The organism is Xanthomonas sp. WHRI 8393, assembly GCF_040203315.1.
GTDB classification, from domain to species: Bacteria; Pseudomonadota; Gammaproteobacteria; order Xanthomonadales; family Xanthomonadaceae; genus Xanthomonas; species Xanthomonas arboricola.
In genome coordinates, this window is sequence record NZ_JBEGGL010000001.1 from 1,117,604 (window position 1) to 1,143,639 (window position 26,036).

Sequence of the window (26,036 nt, forward strand, 5' to 3'; positions counted from 1 at the left end):
AGAATAGACGCCTCGCTTTTTCGTGATCCGCGGTCCGCATGATCTATCTGCACGCCATCGACCCCATCGCCTTCTCGCTTGGACCGGTGCAGGTGCACTGGTACGGGTTGATGTACTTGGCCGCGTTCTTCTCTGCCTGGGCACTGGGACGCTCGCGCATCCTGCGCGGCCGCCTGCCGGGCGTGGACATGGACGGATTTTCCGACCTGTTGTTCTACGGCATGCTCGGCGTGGTGCTGGGCGGGCGCATCGGCTACATGCTGTTCTATGCGTTCGACAGCCTGCTGGCCAACCCGTTGATCCTGTTCAAGGTGTGGCAGGGCGGCATGAGCTTCCACGGCGGCCTGCTGGGCGTGCTGATCGCCTGCGGGCTGTGGGCGCGCAAGCACCGGCTGCACTTCTTCGACGTGATGGATTTCGTGGCGCCGCTGGTGCCGCTGGGCCTGGGCTTCGGGAGGCTCGGCAATTTCGTCGGCGGCGAGTTGTGGGGCAAGTTCACCGATGCCGGCTGGGGCGTGATCTTCCCGCTTGCACCGGAACTGGCCGGCAAGTTGCCGGCAGAACTCCAGGCGCAGTACGCCGCCGGTGCGTTGAACCAGTTCGCGCGCCATCCTTCGCAGCTCTACGAGGCGGCGCTGGAAGGGGTGGTGATGTTCGTGGTGCTGTGGACCTTCTCGATGAAGCCGCGCGCACGCTATGCGGTGTCGGGGATGTTCGCGCTGCTGTACGGCGTGTTCCGTTTCATCGTGGAATTCGTGCGCGTGCCGGATGCACCGATCGGCTACCTGGCCTTCAACTGGCTGACGATGGGGCAGATCCTGAGCCTTCCGTTGATCATCGGCGGCCTGGTGTTGCTGGCGATGTCGCGCCGCGCGCCAGTGCTGCAGCCGATGCTGGCGCAGACCGCGGGCGCGGAGGCGGCCAAGTGAAGCCCTATCTGGACCTGCTGCAGCATGTGCTGGAACACGGCGCCGAGAAGTCCGATCGCACCGGTACCGGCACGCGCAGCGTGTTCGGCTGGCAGATGCGCTTCGACCTCAATGATGGCTTTCCGCTGGTCACCACCAAGAAGCTGCACCTGCGCTCGATCATCCATGAGCTGCTGTGGTTCCTGCAGGGCGACACCAACATCGGCTATCTCAAGGACCACCAGGTCCGCATCTGGGACGAATGGGCCGACGACAACGGCGATCTCGGCCCGGTCTACGGCAAGCAGTGGCGGCGCTGGACCGGCCCGGACGGCGTCGAGATCGACCAGATGCAATGGCTGGTGGACGAGATCAAGCGCAACCCGGATTCGCGCCGGCTGGTGATCAGCGCCTGGAATGTCGGCGAGCTGCCGCAGATGGCCTTGATGCCGTGCCACAGCCTGTTCCAGTTCTATGTGGTGAACGGCAAGCTCAGCTGCCAGCTGTATCAGCGCAGCGGCGACATCTTTCTCGGCGTGCCGTTCAATATCGCCAGCTATGCACTGCTGACGCATATGGTGGCGCAGGCCACCGGCCTGGGCGTGGGCGATTTCGTGCACACGCTGGGCGATGCGCATCTGTACTCGAATCACTTCGCGCAGGCACGCGAGCAGCTGACCCGCACCCCGCGCGCGCTGCCGCGCCTGCGCCTGAATCCCGCCGTCAACGACCTGTTCGCGTTCCGCTTCGAGGACATCGCCATCGAGGGTTACGACCCGCATCCGGCGATCAAGGCGCCGGTGGCGGTGTGACGAGCGAGTTGCGGCATGGTCCGCCGGCATCCACTTGAGACGACAGCACTGTGATGGCCAAGCATTCGATCAAGGCACGGGAAAAACTGGCTGATTCGCTGATGGCAATGCAGGCCAGCCTGTTGGTGAATCTCACGAGCATCCTGCTCATCGCACCGATCGGCTTTTTCGGTATTGCCTTGTACAAGGACGAACCCCTGCAGCTGACGAACCTCTTCGGCGGGCAGTCTTCGGCGGCGCTGGCGGTGATTGCCGTGTTGTACCTTGTGGCTTTCTGCCTTGGAATGATGGGCCGGCACGCCGCGATGAAAATCTACGACACGCTGTATCCGGACCGATGAAACTGACCCTGATCGTCGCCTTTGACCGCAGCAACGCCATCGGCCGCGACAACGAATTGCCGTGGAAGTTGCCGGACGATCTCAAGCGCTTCAAGGCGCTGACCGTGGGCAAGCCGATCCTGATGGGGCGCAAGACCGCGCAGTCGCTGGGGCGTGCCTTGCCGGGGCGATTGAACCTGGTGCTGACGCGTTCGGGGCAGGTGCCGTTCGCAGACATGCAGGCGGTGGCGTCGCTCGATGAGGCGATTGCGCAGGCCGAGGCGGCAGGTGCACCGGAGCTGTGCGTGATCGGCGGCGGCGAGGTCTATCGCCTGACCATGGAGCGTGCGGACCTGCTGGCTGTCACCGAGGTGGACACCACCGTGGAACGGGCCGACACCTACTTTCCACCGATCGACCCGGCCGTGTGGGAACCGGTGCAACGCGCGTCGCATGCGGCCGATGCGCGGCATGCCTTCGCATTCGATTACGTGGACTATCAGCGGCGCTGAGCTCACTTAGCAGCGCATGCACGATGGTGCTGCCGAGGGCATGCAGTCCGGCGGTTTCTAGACAGCGATGCAAATCGATGCGCTTGCGTGCCGAAAGGCCCAATGTGCAAGCCTGCCAGTCACGTGGCGGATGCAGGATCAGGCTGATTCGCAAGCGCCGAGGCATTACCCCGGCATGCTGCGGCAGTGCGCCGCCACGCGCGTTACTTAGTCCGCAGCGGCAGCGGGCGGGGCGGCACTGGAAGTGGCGGAGCCGGTGCCTGCGTTCGCATTGTCTCCGCCACCGCCACGCTGGCGTTGCCGGCGGCGCGGTGGCCGGCTGCGCTGTGCGGTCTTCGACGGCTGCGTGATCGGGATTCCCGGCACCTGCACCACGCGCAGTTCGTCGGTATCCAGCTGCAAGGCGGTGAGTTTGCCGCCCCATACCGCACCGGTATCGATGGCATGCACGCCCTGGGTGATGGTCAGCCCGAGTGCGGACCAATGCCCACAGACGATCTTGAGATCGCGCTCGACCCGGCCCGGTACTTCGAACCAGGGATACAGGCCCTGCGCCTGGGTACCCGGCGTGCCCTTGTCGTCGGTGGCAATGCGCCCGCGCGGGGTGCAATAGCGCATGCGCGTGAACAGGTTGATGATTGCGCGGCTGCGGTCGTACCCGCTCAGGCCCGGCGACCAGCCCGGCTGATCGCCGTACATGTTGCGCAGCAGTTTGCGATAGCCGCCGCCCTGCAGTTGCTGCTCGACCTCGCGCGCATGTTTCTCGGCCATCTGCGTGGTCCATTTCGGCGCCAGCCCGGCATGGATCATCATCCAGCCCAGTTCGCGGTCCACGTGCGCCAGCTTCTGCATCCGCAGCCAGTCGAGCAGCAGGTCGCGGTCCTCGGCCAGCACGATGCGCAGCAAATCCGGGTTGACCTTGCGCTGTTCCTCTTCCGAACGCGCGCCGATCGCCAGCAGCGACAGGTCATGGTTGCCCAGCACCACCACGCTGTGCGCGCGCAGCGAATGCACCAGGCGCAGCGTTTCCAGCGATTGACCGCCGCGGTTGACCAGGTCGCCACAGAACCACAGGGTGTCCTGCGCGGGGTCGAAGTTGATTTTTTCCAGCAGGCGCTGGGTGATGTCGTAACACCCCTGCAGGTCGCCAATTGCCCAGACGCTCATCGCGTGCGCTCCATCAGTCCAGCATCCATCAGTGCAGCGTCCTGGGTACGCTCAGCACGAAGGCGGCGATCGGGGCGGTGAATTCGGTGCCATCGTCGGCCACCATGTCGTAATGACCTTGCATCTGTCCCTGCTCGGTCTCCAGCAGCACGCCGGAGGTGTAACTGAACGCCTCGCCGGGACGCAGCCAGGGCTGTTCGCCGACCACGCCTTCGCCATCCACCCGTTCGGTGCGTCCGTTGGCGTCGGTGATCTGCCAATGGCGCGCGATCAGGCGCGCAGGCACGGCCCCCGCGTTCTGGATGCGGATGCTGTAGGCGAAGGCATAGCGGCCTTCGTCGGGGGTCGATTGATGGGCGAGGAAGCGGGGCGACACCTCGACCTCGACCCGGTAGCGCGGATCATCGTGCATGCGGAAAGTCTAAATAAAACCGTGTGGGAGCGGCGCTCAAGCTGACTCGACATTGGCCAGGCGGATGAAATCCGCGACCTCGAGTTGTTCGGCGCGAGCATCCGGACGCACCTGCGCGGCCTCGAAATGGGCAGGCTCGCAGACGTTGGACAAGGCATTGCGCAGGGTCTTGCGACGCTGGCCGAAACCGGCGCGCACCACGTCGGCAAAGCGCCGCCGATCCCTGATCTGCACCGTGGCCGGATCGCGCGGCACCAGCCGTACCACCGCCGAGTCCACCTTCGGCGGCGGCCGGAATGCGCCCGGCGGCACCACGAACAGTGCGGTGACCTCGCAATACGCCTGCAGCATCACGCTCAAGCGCCCGTACACCTTGCTGCCGGGTCCGGCGGCCATGCGGTCGACCACTTCCTTTTGCAGCATGAAGTGCATGTCGGCTACCGCACCGGCATGGTCCAGCGCGTGGAACAGGATTGGCGAGGAGATGTTGTAGGGCAGGTTGCCGACCAGCCGGATCGGCGTGCCATCGGCCAGTGCAGTGAAATCCACACTGAGCACATCGCGATGGATGATGCTCAGCGCGCCGATCGGTGCGGCGGCGTCGGTCAGTGGTGCGATCAGGTCGCGGTCGAATTCGATCACGGTCAGTGCGCCGTGCTTGCGCAGCAGCGGAAAGGTGATTGCGCCCTGACCAGGACCGATTTCGACCAGGTGCTGGCCGGCGCGCGGGTCCACTGCCTGCACGATGCGGTCGATGTAATACCGGTCGGCAAGAAAGTGCTGGCCAAGCGACTTCTTGGCCGGTGCGCTGAAAGAATGATTCATGTGCGCAGTTTAACGTGGCAGCGCCTGCACGCGGTGCCGGTTCTGCGCATCGCCGGCACGCCAGACGGGCTGCGTGCACGCGACGCCCCGTCGATCGGGCAATCAGGTCCCGCTCAGCCGCGTGCGGCCAGGCGCGCGCATAGCTCGGTCGCCGCCATCAGGCTGGACGGGTCGGCGATACCGCGCCCGGCCAGCTCCAGCGCGGTGCCGTGATCGACCGCCACGCGCGGATAGGGCAGGCCGAGCGTGATGTTGACCGCCTGCTCGAAGCCGCTGTACTTGAGCACCGGCAGGCCCTGGTCGTGATACATCGCCACCACCGCATCGAAGCCGCTGAGCTTCTGCGGCAGGAATGCAGTATCGGCCGGCAGCGGGCCGATCAGCTGCATGCCGCCGCCGCGCAGCTGCTCCAGTACCGGGATGATGACGTCCAGTTCCTCCCGGCCCAGGTGCCCATCTTCGCCGGCATGCGGATTGAGGCCCAGCACCGCGATGCGCGGGCGCTCCAGGCCGAAGTCGCGTCGCATCGCGGCGTCGGTGATGCGCAGGCAGCGCGTCACCGCGTCGGCAGTGATCGCATCGGCCACTGCGCGCAGCGGCAAATGGGTGGTCACCAGGGCGACACGCACGATGGCATTGGCCAGCATCATCACCACCGGGCAGCCCGCCTGCTCGGCCAGCAGCTCGGTGGTGCCGGTGTAGGGAATGCCGCCGGCATTGATCACTGCCTTGTGCACCGGGCCGGTGACGATGCCCTGCAGCTTGCCGGACAGGCAGTCGCCGGCAGCGCCACGCAGGCCGGCGATGACCGCCGCCGCATTGGCGGGGTCCGCGGTGCCAAAACGGGTCGGCACCGCCTGGGGGATCGGATGCAGCGGCAGGTCGCCGGGCGCGCGGGCGCGCTGGTCCGGATCGAGCAGCCGCACAGACAAAGACAGCGCCTTTGCGGCGCTGTGCAGGGTGTCCGGATCGGCGTAGGCGATCAGGTGGGCATCCGAGCGCGGCCGCTGGGCGAGCCGGACGCACAGTTCCGGCCCGATCCCGGCCGGCTCGCCTGGCACCAGCGCGAGCGACGGGAGCATCGAATCAGCGCGTCGGCTGTGCCGGCGGCGGCGTCGGTGCGGCAGGCGCTGCAGGGTCGGCTGGCTTGGCCGGAGCGGCACTGGCATCGCCGTCGGCGCGGTCGCCGGTGCGGAAGCTCACGTAGGCTTCGCCACGCAGTTCCTGCAGATAACGGTTGTACTCTTCTTCCAGCTTGCGGCGGCCGATCGTTTCACGGATCTGCGCACGCTGGCTTTCGGCGCTGACGTCGGTCTGACGGCTGCCCACGCGCTGCACGATGTGCCAACCCGCCTGGGTGCGGAACGGCTCGGACACCGCGCCGTCGGCCAGGCCTTCGACCTGCTTGCCGAAGTCCGGGCCGAATGCGTCGGCCGGGAACCAGCCCAGATCGCCCCCCTGGCCACGGCTGTTGGTGTCTTCGGACGACTCCTTCGCGGTGGCCTGGAAATCGGCGCCACCGACGATGCGCGCACGCAGCGTGTCGATCTTAGCCTTGGCCTGCGCTTCGGTCTGGCTGTCGTTGATGCGCACCAGGATGTGGCGTGCGTTGTATTCGGTGACCAGCTTCTTTTCGCCGCCGGCATTGGCGTCGCGCATTTCCACCAGCTTGAGCAACTGGAAACCGCTCGGGCCGCGCAACGGGCCGGCGACCTGACCAGGCTGCATGTCGCGGATCAGCTGGGCGAATGCGTTGGGGATCTCGTCCAGGCTGCGCCAGCCCAGGTCGCCGCCTTCCAGCGCGTTCGGGCTGTCGGAATACCGCACTGCCGCTGCCGAGAAGTCCAGCTCGCCCTTGTCGATCAATGCCTTCACGCCATCGACCTTTTTCTGGCCGGTGGCGATCTGATCGGCCGTCGCGCCTTCCGGCAGGCCGACCAGGATGTGCGCCAGGTGATATTGGCTGCCGGTGGTGGCCTGCTGCGCCAGCGCAGTGTCCACTTCACCTTCGCTCACGCTGATGCGGCTCTGCGCAAAGCTCTGACGCAGGCGCTGCACGATGATTTCGTCGCGCACCGAAGCACGGAAATCGCCATAGCCCATGCCGTCGGCCGCCAGTTTCTGGCGCAGGCCATCGACAGTGGTGCCGTTCTGCTGGGCGATGCTGGCGATTGCCCGGTTGAGTTCCTCGTCGCTGACACGGATACCGCTGCCATCGGCGCGCCCGACCTGCAATTTGACCAGGACCAGACGCTCCAGCACCTGGCGCTGCAGGACATCGTCCGGCGGCAGCTGGTTTTCCCGACCGGCGTACTGCGACTTGACGTTGCGTACGGCGCGATCGAGCTCGCTCTGCAGCACCACGTCTTCATCGACGATGGCGGCAATGCGATCCAGCGGCTGGGATTGCTGTGCCGAGGCCAACGGCGAGAGCGTGCTGGTGAGTACCAGCAGCGAGGCAAGAACAACAGAGAAAGGCTTGGTCATGGAATCAAGTTCGGATCGTAATCGTCCGGATTAGTCGTGGTATTGCTGGGCGGGACCAGGTACAGGTCGTCGCGGTAATAGCCGAGAATAGCACGGCGCAAAGTGCGGTCCGTGTTCTGCCCGAACGAGCTCAGGCCCTTCAGCACGAACTCCACCTGGATGGAGTTGTCCATCTCGCCATTGCGGTTGCGCACGAACCGGCGCACCAGCGCGCGCACCGCCAGGCAGCAGCTGTCCCACTGCACGCCACCGATGATTTCCAGTGGCTTGCGGTCCAGCAGCGAGTAGTAATAACGGCCGACCGCACTCCAGCTGGGGTTGATCGGGTACAGGAAGGAGAAGTCGGCCTGCTTGAGCTGGTCGCTGTCATCGATCAGGTTGCGACGGTAGCGATACGCCAGATTGATGATGCCGTCGTTGTTGAGCAGGTAGCGCGTACGCAGGCTGGCCAGATCTTCCTTGCGCGAATTCGGGTTCCATTGATAGGTGGCGCCCATCGACCAGCGGTCGTTGATCATGTAGTTGGCGTCGGCCACCCAGGCGGATTTGCCCTGCTCGATCGGCTGCTCGCTGCCGCCCGTGGCAGTGTTGGTGCTGTTGTTGATGGTGACCAGCGAGTCGTTGAAGTACAGGATCTGCCCCGCACTCAGCGACAGTTTCTCGCGGCCATCGTCCTGGCGCAGCCAGCGCGAGGTCACTGCCAGGGTCAGCTGGTTGGCATCGTTCTGACGGTCGGCGCCGGTGTAGCGTGAGTCGCGGAACAACTGCCCGTAGCTGAAGGTGAACGGGCGGGTATCGAAGACCGGCAGATCGTCCTGGTCGCGGTACGGCACGTACAGGTAGTACATGCGCGGTTCCAGCGTGTTGAGATAGTTGGTGCCGAATACCGAGGTCTCGCGGTCGAAATACAGACCGGCGTCCACCGATGCGATCGGCAGGCTGCGCGACGGAGAACGGTCGCCGGTCAGCGGCGCGGTGTTGGCCAGCGTCGAATCCAGCTGATACGCGGTGTAGCGCCATGCCACGGTCGGAGTGAAGAACCAGGCTGCGCCGGACAGCGGCATCGAGATATAGGGCTTGATGTCAAAGCGCGAACCGCTGCCGTATTCCTTGTTGCGGATGTTGGTGCGCACGTAATCATCGCCGTCGTCACCGTTGGTGTTCCCGTCGGTCGGAGGCCTGACAAAGTAAGAGTCGTCGTGGTTGAAACGCACCGCTTCGGCGTACACGCCGGCCTCGAAGATGCCGAATGGTTTGTCCCAGGTGAAATACGCGCGCGGCTGGCGGTTGTAGGGCAGTGCCTGCTCGTCCAGCGTGTAGTCGGTCAGCTGCCAGCGATCGGCCATCAGGCCGGCGGTCCAGGTTTCGCCGGTACCGTAGATGCCGACGGTGCTCTGCAGGCTGGAGGCCGAGCCCATGCCGTTCAGGCGGCTGGTGAAGTCTTCCACATAGCGGGTGTCGCTGACCCAGGAGATGCTGGCGCGCGCCTGCCAGTACTTGTTGACGTTGTGATAGCCGCTATAGAAGACGCTGCCGCGATCCTTGTCGCGCAACTTGTCGTTGGGCAGGTAGTTGCCGGTGATCTCGCCGCGACCGCCTTCATACAGGTAGCGGAACTCGGTGCCGAACATGAAACCGCGCTTGCTCATGTAGCGTGGCAGCAGGGTCGCGTCGTAGTTCGGCGCCAGGTTCAGGTAGATCGGCTGCAGGTAGTCGAAGCCATTGCGACCGGACAGGCCGAACTGCGGGAACAGCAGGCCGGTCTGGCGACGGTCGTCGATCGGGAACTTAAACCAGGGGAAGTACAGCACTGGCACCTTGCCGATCTGCAGCACGGCGTTGCGGGCGGTGCCGAAGCCTTCTTCGTTGTCGACGTCGATTTCCGGCGCGCGCACGCGCCAGATCGGCTGCGAGGGATCGCAGGTGGTATAGGTCGAGCGGTGCATCTGCCCGACCTGGCCCTGCAGGTCCACCGACTCGGCCGCGCCGTTGCCGCGCCGGTCCACCAGCTGGTACTGGATGTTGGTGACCTTGTGGGCGTCGGTGTCCTGATTGCCTTCGGCGCGGTCGGCGACCATGCGGAAGGAGGTGTCCTGGTAGCGGACATGGCCTTCGGCGATGTAGTTGCCGGTCTCGGTGTCCATGCGCAGGTTGTCGGCGCCCAGGAACTGGTCGCCGCGCTTGAGCGCCACATTGCCCTGGTACTGCGGGGTGGTGCTGGTGCCGGACAGCTGGTCGCCTTCGATGTCGGTCGGCAACTGCTGGCGCATCTCGGCGGCCTTGGCATCTGCGGCGGGCGCGCCGTCGAAGCCTGGCAGCGGATCCACGGCCGGGCACAGTCCCCAGTTCAACGGCTTGTCGGCAGCCATGGCCGGGAGGCAGATGGCGATGCTCAAAGGCAGGGGCAGCAGGCGGAGAACTCGGCGCACGCGTGATTCAACCAATAAAATGGCGACTAGCTTGCCGTATACCCCGCATAGGGGCAATGAAGAGCTCCCTGGTCGGGAGGGCGAGGTTCATCGCGATGGGGGGCGCGAGCAAGGCGCCGGTAGGGTTCAACGCAGCGCGGCCACGTGCGCCACGCTGCTTTCGCGCAAGGCCTGCAGGTCGTAGCCGCCTTCCAGCATGGACACCACCCGGCCACGGGCATGCCGCTCGGCCAGGGTGCGCAGCGCGCCGGTCAGCCAGGCGAAGTCGTCGGCATCGAGCATCAGATCGGCCAGCGGATCGCGCAGATGCGCATCGAAGCCGGCCGAGATCAGGATCAGCTGCGGGCGGAAGGCATCCACCAGCGGCAGCATCTCGTCTTCCCACACGTTGCGGAAGCGCAGCCCGTCGCTGCCTGGTTGCAGCAGCAGGTTGTGGATGTTGCCGATGCCGCGCTCGTAAACGCTGCCCGAGTGCGGATAGAGCCCGGACTGGTGGGTGCTGAGATACTGCACGCTCGGGTCGCGTTCGAAGATCGCCTGCGTGCCGTTGCCGTGGTGGACGTCGAAATCCACGATGCTGATCCGTTCCAGCCCATGCCGGTCGCGCGCGTGCGCGGCGGCCACGGCAATGTTGTTGAACAGGCAAAAGCCCATCGACACCTGCGCGGTGGCATGGTGCCCGGGTGGGCGCACGGCGCAGAAGGCGGTGCGGGTGGCGTCCTGCATCACCGCGTCCACCGCGGCGATGCCGGCCCCGGCCGCGCGCAACGCCGCCGCGCGCGAGCCGGGCGACATCACGGTGTCCACGTCGAGCCGGTGGTGGCCTTCGAAGGCGGTTTCCAGCACCGCGTCGACTTGTTCGCGCTCATGCACCCGGCACAGGTCGCCGAGCTTGGCCAGCGGCGCCTCGCGCCAGTCCAGGTCCGGGAACGCGTCGCGCAGTGCCTCCACCACCGCTTCCAGGCGGGCGGGGCTTTCGGGATGCTCGGGGCCGGCGTCGTGCCCGAGGCAGGCTGGATGGGTAAAGACCAACATGGGGCAAATCTAGCCTGTCCGCCGTGCCATGTGCAGGTCAGCCGCGCCGGCGGTCGTGCCGCCACAGCACTTCCTGCTGGCCATCGGCGCGCGCCAGCACGCGCGCCAGCACGAACAGCAGGTCGGACAGCCGGTTCAGGTAACCGATCGCCTCGCTGCGCACGGTCTCCTGGCGCGACAGCGCAACGGTCTCGCGCTCGGCCCGGCGCACGATGGTGCGGGCCAGGTGGCAGCGCGCAGCGGCCTCGCCCCCGGCCGGCAGGATGAACTCCTTCAGCGGGGGCAGCGTGTCGTTGAAAAGGTCCAGCTGGCGCTCCAGTGCATCGATATCGGCGCTATCGATGGCGGCATGGCCGGGGATGCACAGCTCGCCGCCCAGATCGAACAACTGGTGCTGGATGGTGGTCAGCAGCCCGGCGATCGGTTCCGGCACGCCGGGGGCAGCCAGCAGCACGCCGATGGCCGAATTGGCCTCGTCCACGGTGCCGTAGGCGTTGACCCGCAGCGCATCCTTGCCGGTACGGCTGCCGTCGCCCAGCCCGGTGCTGCCGTCGTCGCCGGTGCGCGTGTAGATCCGTGACAGCCGGTTGCCCATCTCAGCCGGCCTGGGTCTGGCCGGGCGCGCTGGTCAGGCGCTCGGCGGCCACCTGGATCGCCGCGGCTGCGGCAACATACAGCGCGGCGCTGCGCAGATACGGCCCCAGCCAGTCGGTGTAGTTCTTGAACCAGCCGGTCACGGTCGGCTCGGCCACGCTGGCACTGATCCAGTAGAAGCTGCCCTGGGCGATCAACTGGCACAGCGCCACCGAGAGCAACAGCGCCGGCGCCAGCCGGGCCAGCGCGGTCCACTGCGCGCCGTGGTACTGCCGACGCAGCCACATGCCGCCGGCCCACAGCGCGAAATACGCCGGGATCAGGCACCAGTACGCCGGCGAGACGCAGTAGTGCTGCCAGAAGCTCAGGTCCTGGCTGGTGATCACCAGCCAATCCACCGCCACTGCCAGCAGCATCAGCAGCGGGAACGCCAGCCTGGTGCGCGCGGCCAGATGGAAGCCGCCGATGAAGAACACCGCCCAGGACGCGTCGGGGATCGGCGCGAAGTGATTGATCCGCGTGGCCGCCATCAGGACGGCAAGCAGACTCAAAACCAGGGTGTCGTGCGAGCGAGGAGTCATGCGCGGAGGTGGCCGGATCACAGGCTGGCGAGTGTAGCGTGGAACCCGGCACGCCCGCGCCATTGGCGGCCTTGCGGTGGCGCACCTCGCCGCCCCCGTTGCTGGACACGGCGGACGCAAATCGGTGGGTGCCCGGATGCGTCCTGCACCGGCCAGGGCCGGCAGCGCTCCCTGCGCGAGCAGCCGGCCGCGTCAGACCAGCTAGGGCGCGGCAAGCTGTCCCACCCGCTCGCGGCAACGGGTCATGGGCGAAGGCTTATCATGTGGCAATGACACATCCACATGACGTTCTGATCGTCGGCGGCGGCCTGGTCGGCTCCAGCCTGGCGATTGCGCTGGACCGCATCGGCCTGGATGTCGGGCTGGTGGAAGCCACCCCGGCCGGCACGCCGCCAGCGGTGTTCGACCAGCGCAACCTGAGTTTTGCCGCCGCCACCGTCAATGCGCTGAGCGTGCTGGGGGTGATGGCCAAGCTGCGCAGCGCCCCCGGGCCGATCCGGCGCATCCACGTCAGCCGGGCCGGCGACTTCGGCCGTGTGCAGCTGGATGCGGCCGATTACGGCCGCGACAGCTTCGGCCAGGTGGTGGTGGCGCGCGATTTCGGCGAGGCATTGGCGGCACGCCTGGACGAGCTGACCCGGTTGCGTCGCTATCGCCCGGCACGCTGCATCGGGGTCGAGCCGGTGCAGGACGGTCTGCGCGCGCTGCGGATTGCCACCGCCGATGGCGAGCAGCGCGTGCAGGCCCGGCTGGTGGTGGGCGCCGACGGCACCCATAGCGCAGTGCGCGAGCTGCTGCATATCGGCAGCGATGCGCACGACTTCCTGCAGACCTTGTTCGTGGCGCGGGTGCGTGCCTCCCGCCCACCGGATGGCACCGCCTGGGAGCGCTTCGGCGAGCACGGGCCGACTGCGCTGTTGCCGCGCGGCGATCGCCACTACGGCGCGATCCACTGCGTGGCGCGCGCCGAGGCCGAGGCGGTGGCCGCGCTCGACGAGACCGGATGGCTGGCCAGGTTGCAGCGGGCGGCTGGATGGCGCGCCGGGCGCTTTGTCGCCAGCGGCGAGCGCAGCGCGTACCCGCTGGTGCAGGTGCTGGCCAACGAGTTGGTCGCCGAGCGCGTGGTGCTGCTCGGCAACGCCGCGCAGACGCTGCATCCGATCGGCGCGCAAGGCTTCAACCTCGGCTTGCGCGATGCACTGACGCTGGCCGAATTGATCGAGCACGATCGCAGCGATGCCGGGGCCGGCGCGTTGCTGGCCGGTTACCTGGCACGCCGACGCGTGGACCGCGAGCAGACCATCGGGTTCTCCAGCGGGCTGGCGCGGCTTACCGGCAATCCGGCGCCGTTGCTGCGGCCGTTGCGCAGCCTCGGCCTGCTCGCCACTTCGCAGGCGGCGCCGCTGCAGTCGATGCTGGTCGGCGGGGCGATGGGTTTCCGGGGCGATGTGCCGCAGTTGTGCAGGGGCGTCGCATGAGCCGTCGTGGTAATCGTGATGCCTTGATCGTTGGCGGTGGCGTGGTCGGTGCCGCCTGCGCGCTGGCGCTGGCCGATGCCGGCCTGAGCGTGGCCCTGGTCGAAGGCCGCGAGCCCGCGCGTTGGCGGGCCGATCAGCCCGATCTGCGCGTCTATGCCTTTGCCGCCGACAATGCCGCATTGCTCGACAGCCTGGGCGTCTGGGCCTTGGTGCGCGCTGCCCGCGTGCAGCCGTACCGGCGCATGCGGGTCTGGGATGCGGCCGGTGGTGGCGAGCTGAGCTTCGATGCCGACACCCTGGGCCGCGAACAACTCGGCTGGATCATCGAACACGCGGTGCTGGTCGATCGCCTGTGGGCCGCCGTGCATGCGGCCGGCATCGAGGTGCATTGCCCGGCACGCGTGGTCGAGCTGGAGCAGGATGCACACAGCGTGCGCCTGCGCCTGGACGATGGCAGCCGCCTGGAAGCGGCGCTGGCCATCGCTGCCGATGGCGCCGCATCGACCTTGCGCGAGCTCGCCGGTCTGCCGGTGTCGCGGCATGCCTACGCGCAGCGCGGCGTGGTCGCCTTCGTGGAGACCGAACAGCCGCATCAGGCCACTGCCTGGCAGCGTTTCCTGACCACCGGCCCGCTGGCATTCCTGCCGTTCGCCGATAGCCGCAGTTCGATCGTATGGACCTTGCCGGATGCCGAGGCCGCGCGCGTGCTGGCGCTGGACGATGCTGACTTCTCGCGCGAGCTGACCCAGGCCTTCGCGGCGCGGCTGGGGCAGGTGCGTGTGGTCTCCGCGCGCACGGCGTTTCCGCTGCAACGGCAACTCGTGGAGCAATACGTCAGCGGCCGCGTGCTGACCTTGGGCGACGCCGCGCATGTGGTGCATCCGCTGGCCGGGCAGGGCGTCAATCTGGGCCTGCGCGATGTCGCTGCGTTGCGCGATGAGGTGCGCAATGCGCTGGCAAGGCGTGCGGACTGGGCCGCCCCGCATCGGCTGCAGCGCTGGGCGCGCACCCGGCGTAGCGAGAACACCGTGGCCGCCTATGGCTTCGATGCGATCAACACGGTGTTCTCCAACGACGACATGCACCTGACCCTGTTGCGCGGGTCGGTGCTCGGGCTGGCCGGCACGTTGCCGCCGCTGGTCGATGTGCTGTGGAAGCGCGCCTCCGGCAGCGCGTGATCGCCTGACGGCCGACGCGCATGGCGTCGGTCATGTGTTGGTATGTCGATACGCTTATAGCGCGGGCAGCATGTTCCATACGACGGGCGCAGCCGGCGTGGCTACAGTCGAGCCATGTCATCTTCCACCACCCGTTCGTCCAAGCCCGGCCTGCTGCTGCTCTGCGGCCTGCTCTGCGACGCCAGCATCTGGCAGCCGCAACGCGCGGCGCTGAGCGATCTGGCCGAGGTGCAGGTGCTGGACTTCGCCGGCTTCGACAGCATCGTGCAGATGGCAGCACACGTATTGGCCGTCGCTCCGCCGCAGTTCGCGGTGGCGGGCCATTCGATGGGCGGGCGGGTAGCGCTGGAAATCGTGCGCCAGGCGCCGCAACGCGTGCAGCGCCTGGCCTTGCTGGACACCGGTATTGCGCCACGCCGCGACGGCGAGCGTGAGCAGCGCGCGGCGCTGGTGCGGCTTGCGCAGACGCAAGGCATGCAGGCGCTGGCACGGCAATGGCTGCCGCCGATGCTGCATCCGGACCGGCACGCCGATGCCGGGCTGATGAACCCACTGATGGCCATGGTGCAGCGGCATAGCGTGCAGACCTACGCCGGCCAGATCGAAGCCTTGCTGGAGCGCCCCGATGCCGCGCCGGTGCTGGCGCAGATCCGCTGCCCGACCTTGCTGGGCGTGGGTCGGCAGGACGTCTGGAGCCCCTTGGCCCAGCACCAGCAGATGGCGCGGCAGATCCCGCACGCACGGCTGGTGGTCTTCGAAAACAGCGGGCATATGGCGCCGCTGGAAGCGCCCGCGGCCGTCAGTGCAGCAATGCGCGACTGGCTGCAGGACGCGTGATGGCGGCCCGGTCCGGCCGGCGGCGCGTGCGCTGCCGTCGCTGACCAGGCGTGTCGGTTTTTTCAGCAACACCCCGAGGAGGCTGCATGCCCGACGATGCATCGATCATCATTGCCTGCGAGCAGGCGATTCGCCAATTCGCACTGCTCAACGATCGTCACGATCACGACGGGCTCGCCGCATTGTTCACTGCCGACGGCGTGTTCGCCCGCCCCAGTGCGCCGGAGCTGCCGGTGCACGGGCGCGAGGCGATTCTGCAATCGTTCCGCGCCCGCCCGCCGCGGACGACCTGTCACCTGATGCTCAACACCCTGGTCAGCATCCAGTCGCCGACCCTGGCGCATGCGCACAGCAAGGTCCTGCTCTACACCGCTGCAGACACCTCGACGGCGCCGCCCTGGACGGCTCAATCGCCTGCGTTGCTCGGCAGTTTCGACGACGTGCTGGTACTGGAGCAGGGGCGCTGGTTGTTCAAGCAGCGGCTTGGAGCCTTGCTGATGCGCATCGGCGCTGACTGATCGCTGCCTCTAACCCATTCAACGACGCACAGACGGCGCGTTCGCCGCCGCCGCGTACCGCAGCACCGCTTTCCTCCCCCACGTCGCGCCGCAGTCATCCATCCATCCCATTGGAGAATCGCCTAGTGGAACGCGTGAGCTCATCTGCCCGTTGTGCCGTTGCACCGCCACGGTTGCCGTCGTACCGGCGCCGTGTCCTGACCTTGCTGACACTGCTGGGCGCCGGCGTGCCCGTTGCGGCATCCGCACAAGCGGTGCCGGAAACCGCTGCACCGCCGCAGGGCATCAACCTGGGCGGGACGAGTTTTCTCGATGGCTTCGGCTCCTCGACGCCGGGCTGGACGGTGATCGAGTATCTACGCCACTACGACTTCGACGCGATCAAGGACGCGCGCGGCGACGATTCGGCTGCCTTCCGCGATCCCAAGGTCGGTGTCAGCGTCCTGCTGACCCAGCTGATCTACGTCACGCCCTATCGGTGGAAGCGCGCGTCGCTGAGCCTCAATGCGATCGTGCCGCTGGTCAATTACGACATGTCCTTCGCCGCAGACAGCCCCGTGCAGTTGCGCGGCAACGGATTCGGGATGGGCGACATTTCCTTCGGCCCGGCGCTGCAGATCGACCCGGTGATGCGCAACGGACGAGTCCTGTTCTTCCAGCGCTTCGCAATCGATGCGTTCGCTCCGGTGGGCAAGTTCGATCGCGATGTCGCGATCAACCAGAGCACCGGATTCTGGTCGGTGGCGCCGCATTGGGCGTTCACCGTGCAGCCCAGCGACAACTGGGAGATCAGCATGCGGCTGAACTATCTCTACAATTTCCGCACCGATCGCGCCGGCGGCGTACCGCCGATGCCGGGATTCCGTTTTCGCAATGGTCAGGCCGGCGATGTGCTGTGGGCCAACCTGGCCAGCTCGGTCAAGGTCAGCGAGCAACTGCGCCTGGGCATCAACGGGTATTACCTGCAGCAGCTGAAGGACAACCGCACCAACGGGCAGCGTGTGCCGGACAGCAAACGCATGCAGTTCTATCTCGGGCCGGGGCTGTCCTGGCGGCTGGATGCCAACAACCTGCTGAATTTCAATGTCTATCTGCCGGTAGAGGTGAAGAACTCGGTGGCCGGCACCAGCGTCAACCTGATGTTCGTGCATTCCCTTTGACGTGGAAGCACGCACATATCCGCAGCATGCACGCCGGCGCGTCTGCGTGCATGCTGCGGCGCAGACGGATGCAGCACGCTGCTGCAGGCAACGCTGCATGCAGCGCAAGCCCGGGTAATCCTACGTTCGAGTTGTGAGCTATGCAGGCTGCTGCGCCAGACCAGGCCTCGCCAGTGCACGCTGTCCGCGCCAAACCCGTGCGCGCGTCAGATGCCCATGCTGTGGCGCTGGGTATTGGCATGCTCGCGGAACAACAGCTCGGCACGCGCGCCATCGCGTTGTTCGATGGCCGAGACGATGGCGCCGTGCTGCCGATGTCCGTAGTACAGATCGTCGTAGGCCAGGGTGGGCGAGCGTTGGCCGAACACCACATTGACCGGGCTGACGAAGGGCACCACGGTGCACCGGTCCACGGTCTCGGTCAGGATCGGCTTGTTGGCGGCCACCACGATGGCACGGTGGAAGCGGGCATTCATCGCGCCATAGGCCTGCTCGTCGTCGGCATCCAGGCTGCGCGAGGCCAGGATCCGGTCGCCTTCGCCCAGACAGGCATGCAGCGTGGCCAGCAACGCAGCCGAGGCGCCCTGTTCGGCGACGGCGCGTGCGGCCATGCCTTCCATCAGGGCGCGCACCGCCAGGGCGTCCAGGCTTTCCTGCTGGCTGAAACGTCGCACCGCATAGCCGCGGTTGCCGGCCTGCACCAGCAGGCCTTCCTGGCACAGCGCCGGCAGGGCCTGACGGATGGGGGTGCGCGAGATGGCCAGTCGTTCGGCCAGCGCGGCTTCGGTGATGCGCTCACCGGGGGCGAAGGTGCCGCACAGGATCAGTTCGCGTAGCTGCTGGACCGCTTGCAATCGGTGGTTGTTCGCCATTGGCTCCATTCTCTCGCGCCGTACCGCAGCGCACGTTCCTTCGACGGGGAAAACTCGCAAAACCGGTATAAAAACCTTGCAGATGAGAGCGCTTGGTGGCACTTTGGATCCCAAGGATACCGTTTTGGCGGTCCGGAGTGGCTGGTCGGCGTTGTTGGGATCCCATGGCGGGACGGATTTCGACTCAATCAATGGTGCGCACCCGGCCAGGGAAAGTGGCCGGCGTGCATCGCAGGAGTGCAGCATGGCAAGCATCATCGGCGGCATCGGAACCTCGCACGTTCCCACCATCGGGGTGGCCTACGACAAGGGCAAACAGCAGGATCCGTTGTGGAAGCCGTTGTTCGACGGCTACACGCCGGTGGCTGCCTGGTTGGCCGAACAGCAGGCAGACGTGCTGGTGTTCTTCTACAACGACCATTGCACGACGTTCTTCTTCGACCTGTATCCGACCTTCGCCCTGGGCATCGGTGAGCGCTTCCCGGTGGCCGACGAAGGCGCAGGGCTGCGCAACCTGCCGCCGATCCGGGGCGATGTGCAATTGCAGGCGCATATCGCCGAATGTCTGGTCAACGACGAGTTCGATCTGACTGTCTTTCAAGACAAGCCGATCGACCACGGCTGCGCGGCGCCGCTGCCGTTGCTGTGGCCGCACGTGCCGGACTGGCCGGGCACGGTGGTGCCGATCGCGATCAACGTGCTGCAGTACCCGCTGCCGACCGCGCGCCGCTGCTACCGCCTGGGCCAAGCGGTGCGGCGGGCGATCGAATCCTATCCGGAGGATCTCAGGGTGGTGGTGGTGGGCACCGGCGGGCTGTCGCATCAGATCCACGGCGAGCGCACCGGTTTCAACAACACCGACTGGGACATGGAATTTCTGGACCGCTTCCAGCATGCGCCGGAAACGCTGACCGATCTCACCCACACCGATTACGTGCGCCTGGGCGGCGCCGAAAGCGTGGAGCAGATCATGTGGCTGGCGATGCGTGGCGCGCTGGGCGGGCCGATCCGCAAGCTGCATCAGAACTACTACCTGATGACCACCACCGCGATGACGGTGGTGCTGTACGAGCCGGGCGTCGAAGCCGCTGACGCGCCGTCTTCGGCGCAGTTGCTCGCGCAGGCCACACCTACCGCGAATGCTGCATGAGGGCCGGCCGATGAATCCGCAAGTACAGGGCATGGAGCAGATCGGCGGCACTTACCTGTTCGATCTGCGCACCAGCAACCGCGCGTTGCGCATCAACCGATTCTTCTGGCATATGATCCGCGCCCCATGGCGCGATCGCTTTCTTGAAGATTCCGAAACCCTGATGCAGGAAGCCGGCCTCACCGAGCATGAAAAGGCGCTGATCCGTGCACGCGACTGGCTCGGGCTGGTGCAGTACGGCGCCAATTTCTTCGTCATCGAAAAATTTGCCCGCGTGGTGCGCATGACCAATCTGCAGGTCTACGCCATCATGCGTGGCGAATCCTTCGAAGATTTCATGCAGACCCGGCGTGTACCCGATGCACGCTGAGCTGCAGGCGGCGGCCTGGTGCCGTCCCGCCGCATTCCCCGACTTCCCAACGTAAGGTCTACCCCCATGACCATGTCCTCCGTGTTCTTCGAACACCGCATCAAGGTCCGGCATCTACGTGTCATCGAGGCGCTGGACCGGCAGAAAAGCCTGCTCCGCGCCTCACGCGTGTTGAACGTCACCCAGCCCGCATTGACGCGTGCCCTGCAGGAGATCGAAGAGATCGTCGGCGCGCCGCTGTTCGAGCGCCATTCGCGCGGCGTGCGCCCCAATGCCATGGGCGAGGTGCTGGTACAGACCGCGCATGTCGTGCTCGGCCAGTTGCGCCGCGCGCAGGACACCTTCGAGGGGCTGCTGCAGGACGACGCGCTCACCATCACCGTGGGCGCGTTGCCGGTCGCTGCCAGCGGCCTGTTGCCGGCCGTGCTGGCCGCCTTGTATCGCGCCGAACCCACGCTGCGGGTACGCCTGCTGCACGGACGCACCGACGAACTGCTGCCCAAGCTGGCCGGTAACGAGATCGACCTGGTGGTGGGCCGGCTGTATCCGCTGGCCCGCTACGACGCGTTGATCCGCAAGGTGCTGTACCAGGATCCGATCGCGCTGGTGGCGCGCAGCGATCACCCCCTGTTTGCCAATGGCCAGGTGCGCATCGCCGAAGCCGCTGCGTATCGCCAGGTGTTGCCGACGCTGAGTCAGCACGTCGAACGCGACGTGGCGCAGGTGATGCGCGAGCACGGGCTGGCCACGCGCGATCAGCTGCGTTCCAGTTCGGCCAGCTTCACCCGCGAGATCCTGCTCGGCACCGACAGCATCGCGGTGATGCCGAGCATGATGGTGGCCGGGGATATCGCACGCGGCGAGCTGCGCGCCTTCCAGCTGCAGCAGCCGTCGCAGGCGCGCGCAGGCGGGGTGATCTATCGCGATGGCAGTGCCATCCACAAGCCCGGCGTGCGCCTGTTGATGCGCGAACTGGAACACCAGTTGGCGGTCATGGCCGAGCAGGGAGCGGTGTGGGTGGACGACCAGATCAGCGAGGACAACCTGTTGCTGGGCGAGTCCGCCTGATCGATTGAGCGCGGCATGCGCGGCGCAAGCCGCTGCCGTGTGGCGATGGCGCTGGAGTGCGGCATGCACGCAATGGGCAGCTCAGGCTGCCCGTTGTGCTGTCTGACATCGGCCGCTGCCGTGTCGCTGGTGTGGCGGGGCAGCAGCCTGCGCGTCACTGCCGGCCGCTCGCGGCGCAATCCACATCCGGGCGCATCACGCTTCGGTAGCCAGCGCATCTTTCAGGCGCGCCTTCTGCAGCTTGCCGGTCGCGGTGCGCGGCAGCGCCTCGACCACGCGCAGGTGTTTGGGCACCTTGTATTTGGCCAGCCGTTCGATCAGATAGGCGCGGATCTGCTCCAGATCCGGCGTCTCGTCGGCCGGCACGATCGCCAGGTAGCCCACCTCTCCCCACTGCGGGTCGGCGATCCCCACCACTGCGCATTCGCGCACCTGCGGGTGATCGGCAAGCAGCGCTTCGATCTCGGCCGGGTACACGTTCTCGCCGCCGGAAATGAACATGTCCTTCTTGCGATCGACGACCCAGAAGAACCCGTCGGCATCGCGCCGCACGATGTCGCCGGTGCGGAACCAGCCGTGCTCGTCGAGCGCAGCGGCGCTTGCCTGCGGGTCGCGCCAGTAGCCGGGGCTGAGGTTGGCGCCGCGCAACAACAGCTCGCCGGGCACGCCGACCGGGCAGTCGTTGCCATCGCCATCGACCACGCGCGTCTGCACCGCAGGGGTCGAAATGCCGACCGCGCCCAGCTTGTCGCGGATCACCGCGCAGTCCACCGACATGCCGAACACCGTGCCGGCCTCGCTCATGCCGAAGCCGCTGACCATCGGCACACCGTCGTCCAGCCAGCCGAGCAGGTCATCGCTGGCATGCGGCGCGCCGCCGCTGACCAGCGCGGTGAGATGCCGCAGCGACGCCGCGTCGAAACCGGGCTGGCTGCGGAAGGCCTGCATCATCTGCGGCACGCCGACGTAATGGGTGATGCCCAGCGACTGGTCGCTCAGCCAGGCCAGCGTGCGCCTGGGCTCGAAGCCGTTGGAGACCTGGATCGAGCCGCCCACCGCCAACACCGGGCGCACGTTGGTAGCCAGGCCGATGATGTGGAACATCGGCGCTTCGCACAGGAAACTGCTGCCGGCATCCACGCGCGTGGTGACGCCGAAGTTGTGCGCCACCTGCTGCAGGTTCTGCTCGCTCAGCATCACGCCTTTGGGCTGGCCGGAGGTGCCCGAGGTAAACAGGATCAGGCTGATGCGCTCGGGTGGAATCGACCCGGTGTCCGCCGGTTCGAGCGTGTTCGCCGCATCGACGAAGTCGGCCAGCGAGGCGACATCGGCGCGCCCTGCCGCAACGTCGTCGCCCAACAGCAGGCGTGGCTCGGCGCGCTGCAGCAATGCATCCAGTTCGGCCGTGCTCAGCCGCCAGTTCAGCGGCACATAAATCGCGCCGACGCGTCCGCAGGCGAAATGCAGCGCCACCTGCCAGACCGAATTGCGCGCCAGCACGGCGAGCCGTTCGCCATCGATGCAGCCGCGCGCCTGCAGCAAGGCGGCCAGACGGCCGATCAAGACATCCAGTTCTGCGTACGTCCATTGCCGGTCCTGCAGCAGGTCGCGGGCGGCAAGCCGGTGTGGGGTAAGGCGGGCGTGGAAGGAGATCGAGTCGGTCGGCATGGTCATGGCGCTGTCTTCCGAATGCAGATTGGGGGAGTGACTGGCGTGAGTGCGACGGCTGCGGCTGAAGGTTGACGCCTGCGCCAGGACACCTGGCGAACGTTCACCAGAAAGTGCGGACACACCGCAGGAACCGATGGACAGGCAGTGCCTGTCGCATCGCGTTGCGACCGCGCTCTGGTGATTGCGCGGTCGGTGGGCTGAAGGGCCTAATTGAGGTAGATGGTTTTGGTTTCTAGGAAGGCGTGCAGCCCTTCGATGCCGCCTTCGCGGCCGATCCCGGAATGCTTGACCCCGCCGAACGGCATGTCGAAGTCCACCCACATGCCATTGATCGAATGACTGCCGCTACGCACGCGGCGGGCGATGCGGTAGGCGCGATCGGGATCCTCGCTGTAGACCGTGCCGTGCAAGCCGAAGTCGCTGGCATTGACCTTGGCGATCAGGTCGGCCTCGTCGTGGTAGTCGATGAAGCTCACCACCGGGCCGAAGATCTCTTCGCGGGCGATGGTCATGTCCGGCGTCACCTCGGCAAACACCGTCGGCTCGATGAAGAAGCCGCGCGGCAGATGCTTTGGCCGGCCGCCGCCCATGACCAGGCGTGCGCCCTCGGCGCTGCCTTGTGCGATGTAGGACTGCACGCGCTCGAGCTGGCGGCCAAGCGCCAGCGGGCCCATGCCGGTCTCTGCTGCGAACGGGTCGCCCAGCTTGAGCGCGCCAACGGCCGCGCAGTACGCCTGTAGGATCTGGTCGCGTCGCTGCGCCGGCACCAGCACGCGGGTGAGCGCGAAGCACACCTGGCCGGTGATCGGCATCGAGTAGGGCACCAGGCTGGGCAGCAGCTTGGCGATGTCTGCATCGTCCAGCACGATCGCGGCCGACTTGCCGCCCAGCTCCAGCCCGACCCGCGCCAGGCGCTCGGCGCAGGCCACCCCGATCAGCCGCCCCGCCTGGGTGGAGCCGGTGAAACTCACCTTGTCCACCTGCGGATGGCGGATCAGCTGTTCGCCGACCTCGCGACCGCCCGGCAGCAGATTGAACACGCCATCGGGTACGCCGGCGGCGCTGATGCATTCGGCCAGGATGTAGGCGTCGATCGGCGTTTCCGGCGAGGGTTTAGCCACCACCGTGCAACCGGCCGCCAGGGCCGCAGCGACCTTGTAGCAGAGCAACACCAGCGGTGCGTTCCAGGGAGTGATCGTGGCGACCACGCCCACCGGCTCCTGCACGATATGCACGCGGCCGCCGTTGGCACGTGCACGCGGCTCCACGAATGGGTGGGTTGCGATCAGGTCGCCGTAATAGTCGAACAGGCCGGGTGCCTGCTGCGAGGCGCGGTGACTGAAGCCGATGGTGGCGCCGACCTGTCCGGTCCAGGCTTCGGCCAGCTCCGGCAGGCGCGCACGCAGCTGTGCGGCCACGCGCTTGAGCACGACGCCACGCTCTTGCGGCGATAGCTGCGGCCAGGGGCCGCTGTCGAACGCGGCACGCGCGGCGGCGATGGCCGCCTCGGTGTCCGCCGGCGAGGGCTCGGTGTAGCGCAGCAGGCGTTGTTCGGTGTGCGGGGCAATCACATCGACGTCGCGATCGCCGCTGCTTGCGCGCCATTGGCCGTCGATGAACAGGCCCAACGGCCCACGCGCGGCGATTCCGCGCAGGGTTGCGGACAAGGCTTCCATACTCCCTCCTCGGTGCAGAAAACCACTGGCAGCGCCAGCGATGCATGTGGTGCACGCATCGCTTCAGGCGCCGTAGGACGTGCTCAGGCGCTGTTTTTGGTCAGGTCGTATTCGCCCAGGCCGGGCTTGTAGCTCTTCTCGTCGATGAACTGACGAATGCCTTCCTTGCGGGCGTTGTTGTCGAACGAATTGGCTGCTTCCTGCATGCGCACCAGGTAATCTTCGGCTTCGTCGTAGGTCATGGTGCCGACGCGGCGCACTGCGTCCTTTGCATACTTCAGCGCGACCGGGTTCTTCCTGAGCAGCAGCTCGGCCACCTCGCGCGTGCGCGCTTCCAGCCGTTCCAGCGGCACGCTTTCGTTGACCAGGCGCCATTCGGCGGCCTTCTTGCCGTCGACCATCTCGCCGGTCAGCGTCATCCACATCGCATCGCGCATGGACAGCAGTTCCACCGCGACCTTGGTGACGCCGCCGCCGGGCAGGATGCCCCAGTTGATTTCCGACAGGCCGAACTGCGCCTCATCGGCGGCGATCGCCAGATCGCAGGCGAACAACGGCCCGAAGCCGCCACCGAAACACCAGCCGTTGACCATCGCGATGGTGGGTTTTTGGTACCAGCGCAGGCGGCGGAACCAGCCGTAGGATTCGCGCTGCGAGCGACGTACACCGCGCAGGCCCTGGGCCTCGGTCTCGCGGAAATATTCCTTCAGGTCCATGCCGGCCGACCAGGCGGTGCCTTCGCCACCGAGTACCAGCACGCCGACGTTGTCGTCGAATTCCAGCTCGTCCAGCACGTCCATCATGCGGCGGTTGAGCGCCGGGCTCATCGCATTGCGTTTGTCGGGGCGTGCGAACTTCACCCAGGCAATGCGGTTTTCGATGCGGACCGATACCACGTCATGCTCGTTCAAGCGGCGTCTCCTTCGAGTCGGTACAGAGTGGAAATCACAGTTCTTCGGCGAGCGCGGCGTCCGGCACGTTTGCCCGTTCCAACGTGGCGCTGGCGTTCAACTTGCAGAGCAGGCGCAACAAGGTCTGCTGCTCGCTGGCCTGCAGGCCGGTACAGGTGCGCGCGACCGCCCGCGCCAGGCAGCCCTGGGCGGTGCCGAGCGTGCGCTCGCCAAGCGGGGTGAGGTACAGGCCCTTGCTGCGTCGGTCGCGGCCGGCCAGGCGCTCGATCAGGCCCTGCTCGGCCAGTGCGTTGGCGATCTTCATGCCGGCAGCGCGATTGACCAGCAGGCGGTTGCCCAGTTCGGTCTGGTCGCAGCCGGGCTGGTCGCGGATGTGGATCAAGGCGGTGACGCGCGCCGGGGTCAGATGCAGTTCGGCCAGTTCCTGGCGCGCGGCGTGGCTGGAGGCCAGGGTCGCCAGTTGCAATTGATAGCCAAGGTCTGCGGCAAGGGCCAGGCGAGCGCTCATCGATCCATCCAAATTGTATCCGTTAAATACAATCTAGCCGACCGAAGCGGGCACTGCAAGAGGTTGTGGCGGTCATAAACGAAGGGCCGTGCGCGCCTGCGTAGCGCGGACGCGCGCGGCCCTGTTTGCGATGCTGCCGAATGCCTTACTGGATCAGCCAGCCGGCCAGCTGTTCGCGGCTCAGGTGGCCGCTGTGCTGGGTGTCGAGCGCGTCGAATTCATCGGCCAGTGCCGGGTTGGCCTGTGCCTCGGCGCGGCTGATGCTGCCGTCGCCATCGGTATCCATGGCCTGGAAGTCGATGCGGTAGCTGCCGACCACGCTGTTGGGCTGGATCGAGCGCACGATCACGCTGGACTCGCCGCGCGGGCGCTCCAGCTGGGCCTGATGGGTGACCTCGCCGCTGGACAGCGGCTGGGTGCGAATCACATTGGGCACATCGATCAGCGGCATGCTGCTGGCCGGCGTTGGCGCCTGTTGCGCGAGCGCGTGGCCGCCGAGTAGCAGCAATACGGAAAACGAAACGGTACGAACGGTGGTCATCAGATCCCCCTGATGT

General features: G+C 66.7%; 27 protein-coding genes. 12 read left to right on the forward strand and 15 right to left on the reverse strand.

Features of this window, described 5'->3' with window-relative positions; all coding sequences use genetic code 11:
- Positions 1-38: 38 nt before the first annotated feature.
- From lgt to ABQ137_RS04725, 4 genes are read left to right on the forward strand one after another with little or no spacing between them, the layout of a single operon-like run.
- Entirely contained in the window at positions 39-929 is an 891-nt protein-coding gene (gene lgt / locus ABQ137_RS04710) for a prolipoprotein diacylglyceryl transferase (protein WP_024938288.1), read from the forward strand.
- Positions 926-1,720 carry a thymidylate synthase gene (locus ABQ137_RS04715; protein WP_104555959.1) on the forward strand — a complete coding sequence of 265 codons (795 nt, stop codon included), beginning with the start codon at positions 926-928 and terminating at the stop codon, positions 1,718-1,720. Before lgt ends, ABQ137_RS04715 begins: the two co-directional genes overlap by 4 nt.
- 53 nt (positions 1,721-1,773) lie before the next feature.
- The gene (locus tag ABQ137_RS04720; RefSeq protein WP_184516257.1) at positions 1,774-2,061 is read left to right on the forward strand and encodes a hypothetical protein; all 288 of its coding nucleotides are present in this window, start codon (positions 1,774-1,776) and stop codon (positions 2,059-2,061) included.
- The gene (locus ABQ137_RS04725; protein ID WP_184516260.1) at positions 2,058-2,552 is read left to right on the forward strand and encodes a dihydrofolate reductase; all 495 of its coding nucleotides are present in this window, start codon (positions 2,058-2,060) and stop codon (positions 2,550-2,552) included. The genes ABQ137_RS04720 and ABQ137_RS04725 overlap by 4 nt, the downstream gene beginning before the upstream one ends.
- A 207-nt stretch (positions 2,553-2,759) precedes the next feature.
- On the opposite strand, the gene ABQ137_RS04730 is transcribed toward ABQ137_RS04725, so the two are convergent.
- From ABQ137_RS04730 to ABQ137_RS04770, 9 genes are all read right to left on the reverse strand, one after another.
- Positions 2,760-3,719, reverse strand: a complete 960-nt coding sequence (locus ABQ137_RS04730; RefSeq protein WP_024938285.1) for a symmetrical bis(5'-nucleosyl)-tetraphosphatase — start codon at positions 3,717-3,719, stop codon at positions 2,760-2,762.
- 28 nt (positions 3,720-3,747) lie between these two features.
- On the reverse strand, positions 3,748-4,131 hold the full coding sequence (gene apaG / locus ABQ137_RS04735) for a Co2+/Mg2+ efflux facilitator ApaG/CorD (protein ID WP_039523655.1): 384 nt from the start codon (positions 4,129-4,131) through the stop codon (positions 3,748-3,750).
- A gap of 36 nt (positions 4,132-4,167) precedes the next feature.
- Complete coding sequence (gene rsmA, locus ABQ137_RS04740; protein ID WP_184516263.1) at positions 4,168-4,956, reverse strand: 16S rRNA (adenine(1518)-N(6)/adenine(1519)-N(6))-dimethyltransferase RsmA; 789 nt, start codon at positions 4,954-4,956, stop codon at positions 4,168-4,170.
- A gap of 113 nt (positions 4,957-5,069) precedes the next feature.
- Complete coding sequence (gene pdxA, locus ABQ137_RS04745; protein WP_184516266.1) at positions 5,070-6,038, reverse strand: 4-hydroxythreonine-4-phosphate dehydrogenase PdxA; 969 nt, start codon at positions 6,036-6,038, stop codon at positions 5,070-5,072.
- Between the two features lie 4 nt (positions 6,039-6,042).
- Positions 6,043-7,443 carry a peptidylprolyl isomerase gene (locus ABQ137_RS04750; protein ID WP_046345755.1) on the reverse strand — a complete coding sequence of 467 codons (1,401 nt, stop codon included), beginning with the start codon at positions 7,441-7,443 and terminating at the stop codon, positions 6,043-6,045.
- Entirely contained in the window at positions 7,440-9,872 is a 2,433-nt protein-coding gene (gene lptD, locus ABQ137_RS04755) for an LPS-assembly protein LptD (RefSeq protein ID WP_024938280.1), read from the reverse strand. Before lptD ends, ABQ137_RS04750 begins: the two co-directional genes overlap by 4 nt.
- A gap of 126 nt (positions 9,873-9,998) precedes the next feature.
- Positions 9,999-10,907: a histone deacetylase family protein gene (locus tag ABQ137_RS04760; RefSeq protein WP_046345757.1), complete on the reverse strand. Its 909-nt coding sequence runs from the start codon at positions 10,905-10,907 to the stop codon at positions 9,999-10,001.
- 37 nt (positions 10,908-10,944) lie between these two features.
- The gene (locus ABQ137_RS04765; protein ID WP_024938278.1) at positions 10,945-11,502 is read right to left on the reverse strand and encodes a cob(I)yrinic acid a,c-diamide adenosyltransferase; all 558 of its coding nucleotides are present in this window, start codon (positions 11,500-11,502) and stop codon (positions 10,945-10,947) included.
- A 1-nt stretch (position 11,503) separates the two neighbouring features.
- A complete protein-coding gene (locus ABQ137_RS04770) occupies positions 11,504-12,082 on the reverse strand; it encodes a hypothetical protein (RefSeq protein ID WP_167708476.1) in 579 nt (192 codons plus the stop codon).
- 269 nt (positions 12,083-12,351) lie between these two features.
- Here ABQ137_RS04770 and ubiH point away from each other — a divergent pair, with 269 nt between their 5' ends.
- The 5 genes from ubiH to ABQ137_RS04795 all read left to right on the forward strand — a co-directional run bounded on the left by ubiH (position 12,352) and on the right by ABQ137_RS04795 (position 17,253).
- Entirely contained in the window at positions 12,352-13,560 is a 1,209-nt protein-coding gene (gene ubiH, locus ABQ137_RS04775; protein ID WP_102581908.1) for a 2-octaprenyl-6-methoxyphenyl hydroxylase, read from the forward strand.
- Positions 13,557-14,738 (forward strand): UbiH/UbiF family hydroxylase, encoded by a 1,182-nt coding sequence (locus tag ABQ137_RS04780; RefSeq protein ID WP_349781371.1) that lies wholly within the window; start codon positions 13,557-13,559, stop codon positions 14,736-14,738. The genes ubiH and ABQ137_RS04780 overlap by 4 nt, the downstream gene beginning before the upstream one ends.
- A 114-nt stretch (positions 14,739-14,852) precedes the next feature.
- A complete protein-coding gene (locus ABQ137_RS04785) occupies positions 14,853-15,575 on the forward strand; it encodes an alpha/beta fold hydrolase (protein WP_054591364.1) in 723 nt (240 codons plus the stop codon).
- An 86-nt stretch (positions 15,576-15,661) separates the two neighbouring features.
- Entirely contained in the window at positions 15,662-16,093 is a 432-nt protein-coding gene (locus tag ABQ137_RS04790) for a nuclear transport factor 2 family protein (protein ID WP_024938273.1), read from the forward strand.
- 125 nt (positions 16,094-16,218) lie between these two features.
- Positions 16,219-17,253: a SphA family protein gene (locus ABQ137_RS04795; RefSeq protein WP_349781373.1), complete on the forward strand. Its 1,035-nt coding sequence runs from the start codon at positions 16,219-16,221 to the stop codon at positions 17,251-17,253.
- Positions 17,254-17,459: 206 nt separating this feature from the next.
- Here the strand turns inward: ABQ137_RS04795 and ABQ137_RS04800 are convergent, their stop codons facing one another.
- Positions 17,460-18,134, reverse strand: a complete 675-nt coding sequence (locus ABQ137_RS04800; RefSeq protein ID WP_024938271.1) for a GntR family transcriptional regulator — start codon at positions 18,132-18,134, stop codon at positions 17,460-17,462.
- A 235-nt stretch (positions 18,135-18,369) separates the two neighbouring features.
- On the opposite strand from ABQ137_RS04800, the gene ABQ137_RS04805 reads away from it, so the two are divergent.
- The 3 genes from ABQ137_RS04805 to ABQ137_RS04815 all read left to right on the forward strand — a co-directional run bounded on the left by ABQ137_RS04805 (position 18,370) and on the right by ABQ137_RS04815 (position 20,713).
- Positions 18,370-19,275: a gallate dioxygenase gene (locus ABQ137_RS04805; RefSeq protein ID WP_039514224.1), complete on the forward strand. Its 906-nt coding sequence runs from the start codon at positions 18,370-18,372 to the stop codon at positions 19,273-19,275.
- A gap of 10 nt (positions 19,276-19,285) precedes the next feature.
- On the forward strand, positions 19,286-19,645 hold the full coding sequence (locus tag ABQ137_RS04810) for a protocatechuate 3,4-dioxygenase subunit alpha (RefSeq protein WP_016900752.1): 360 nt from the start codon (positions 19,286-19,288) through the stop codon (positions 19,643-19,645).
- Between the two features lie 66 nt (positions 19,646-19,711).
- Entirely contained in the window at positions 19,712-20,713 is a 1,002-nt protein-coding gene (locus ABQ137_RS04815) for a LysR substrate-binding domain-containing protein (protein WP_016900751.1), read from the forward strand.
- 195 nt (positions 20,714-20,908) lie between these two features.
- Here the strand turns inward: ABQ137_RS04815 and ABQ137_RS04820 are convergent, their stop codons facing one another.
- From ABQ137_RS04820 to ABQ137_RS04840, 5 genes are all read right to left on the reverse strand, one after another.
- Positions 20,909-22,387 (reverse strand): AMP-binding protein, encoded by a 1,479-nt coding sequence (locus ABQ137_RS04820; RefSeq protein WP_184432023.1) that lies wholly within the window; start codon positions 22,385-22,387, stop codon positions 20,909-20,911.
- Positions 22,388-22,590: 203 nt separating this feature from the next.
- The gene (locus ABQ137_RS04825) at positions 22,591-24,060 is read right to left on the reverse strand and encodes an aldehyde dehydrogenase (protein WP_349781376.1); all 1,470 of its coding nucleotides are present in this window, start codon (positions 24,058-24,060) and stop codon (positions 22,591-22,593) included.
- Positions 24,061-24,143: 83 nt separating this feature from the next.
- A complete protein-coding gene (locus ABQ137_RS04830) occupies positions 24,144-24,971 on the reverse strand; it encodes a p-hydroxycinnamoyl CoA hydratase/lyase (RefSeq protein ID WP_046345766.1) in 828 nt (275 codons plus the stop codon).
- Positions 24,972-25,005: 34 nt separating this feature from the next.
- Positions 25,006-25,479: a MarR family winged helix-turn-helix transcriptional regulator gene (locus ABQ137_RS04835; protein WP_024938266.1), complete on the reverse strand. Its 474-nt coding sequence runs from the start codon at positions 25,477-25,479 to the stop codon at positions 25,006-25,008.
- A 145-nt stretch (positions 25,480-25,624) separates the two neighbouring features.
- Positions 25,625-26,020 carry an EF-hand domain-containing protein gene (locus ABQ137_RS04840; protein ID WP_039530569.1) on the reverse strand — a complete coding sequence of 132 codons (396 nt, stop codon included), beginning with the start codon at positions 26,018-26,020 and terminating at the stop codon, positions 25,625-25,627.
- Positions 26,021-26,036: the final 16 nt, after the last annotated feature.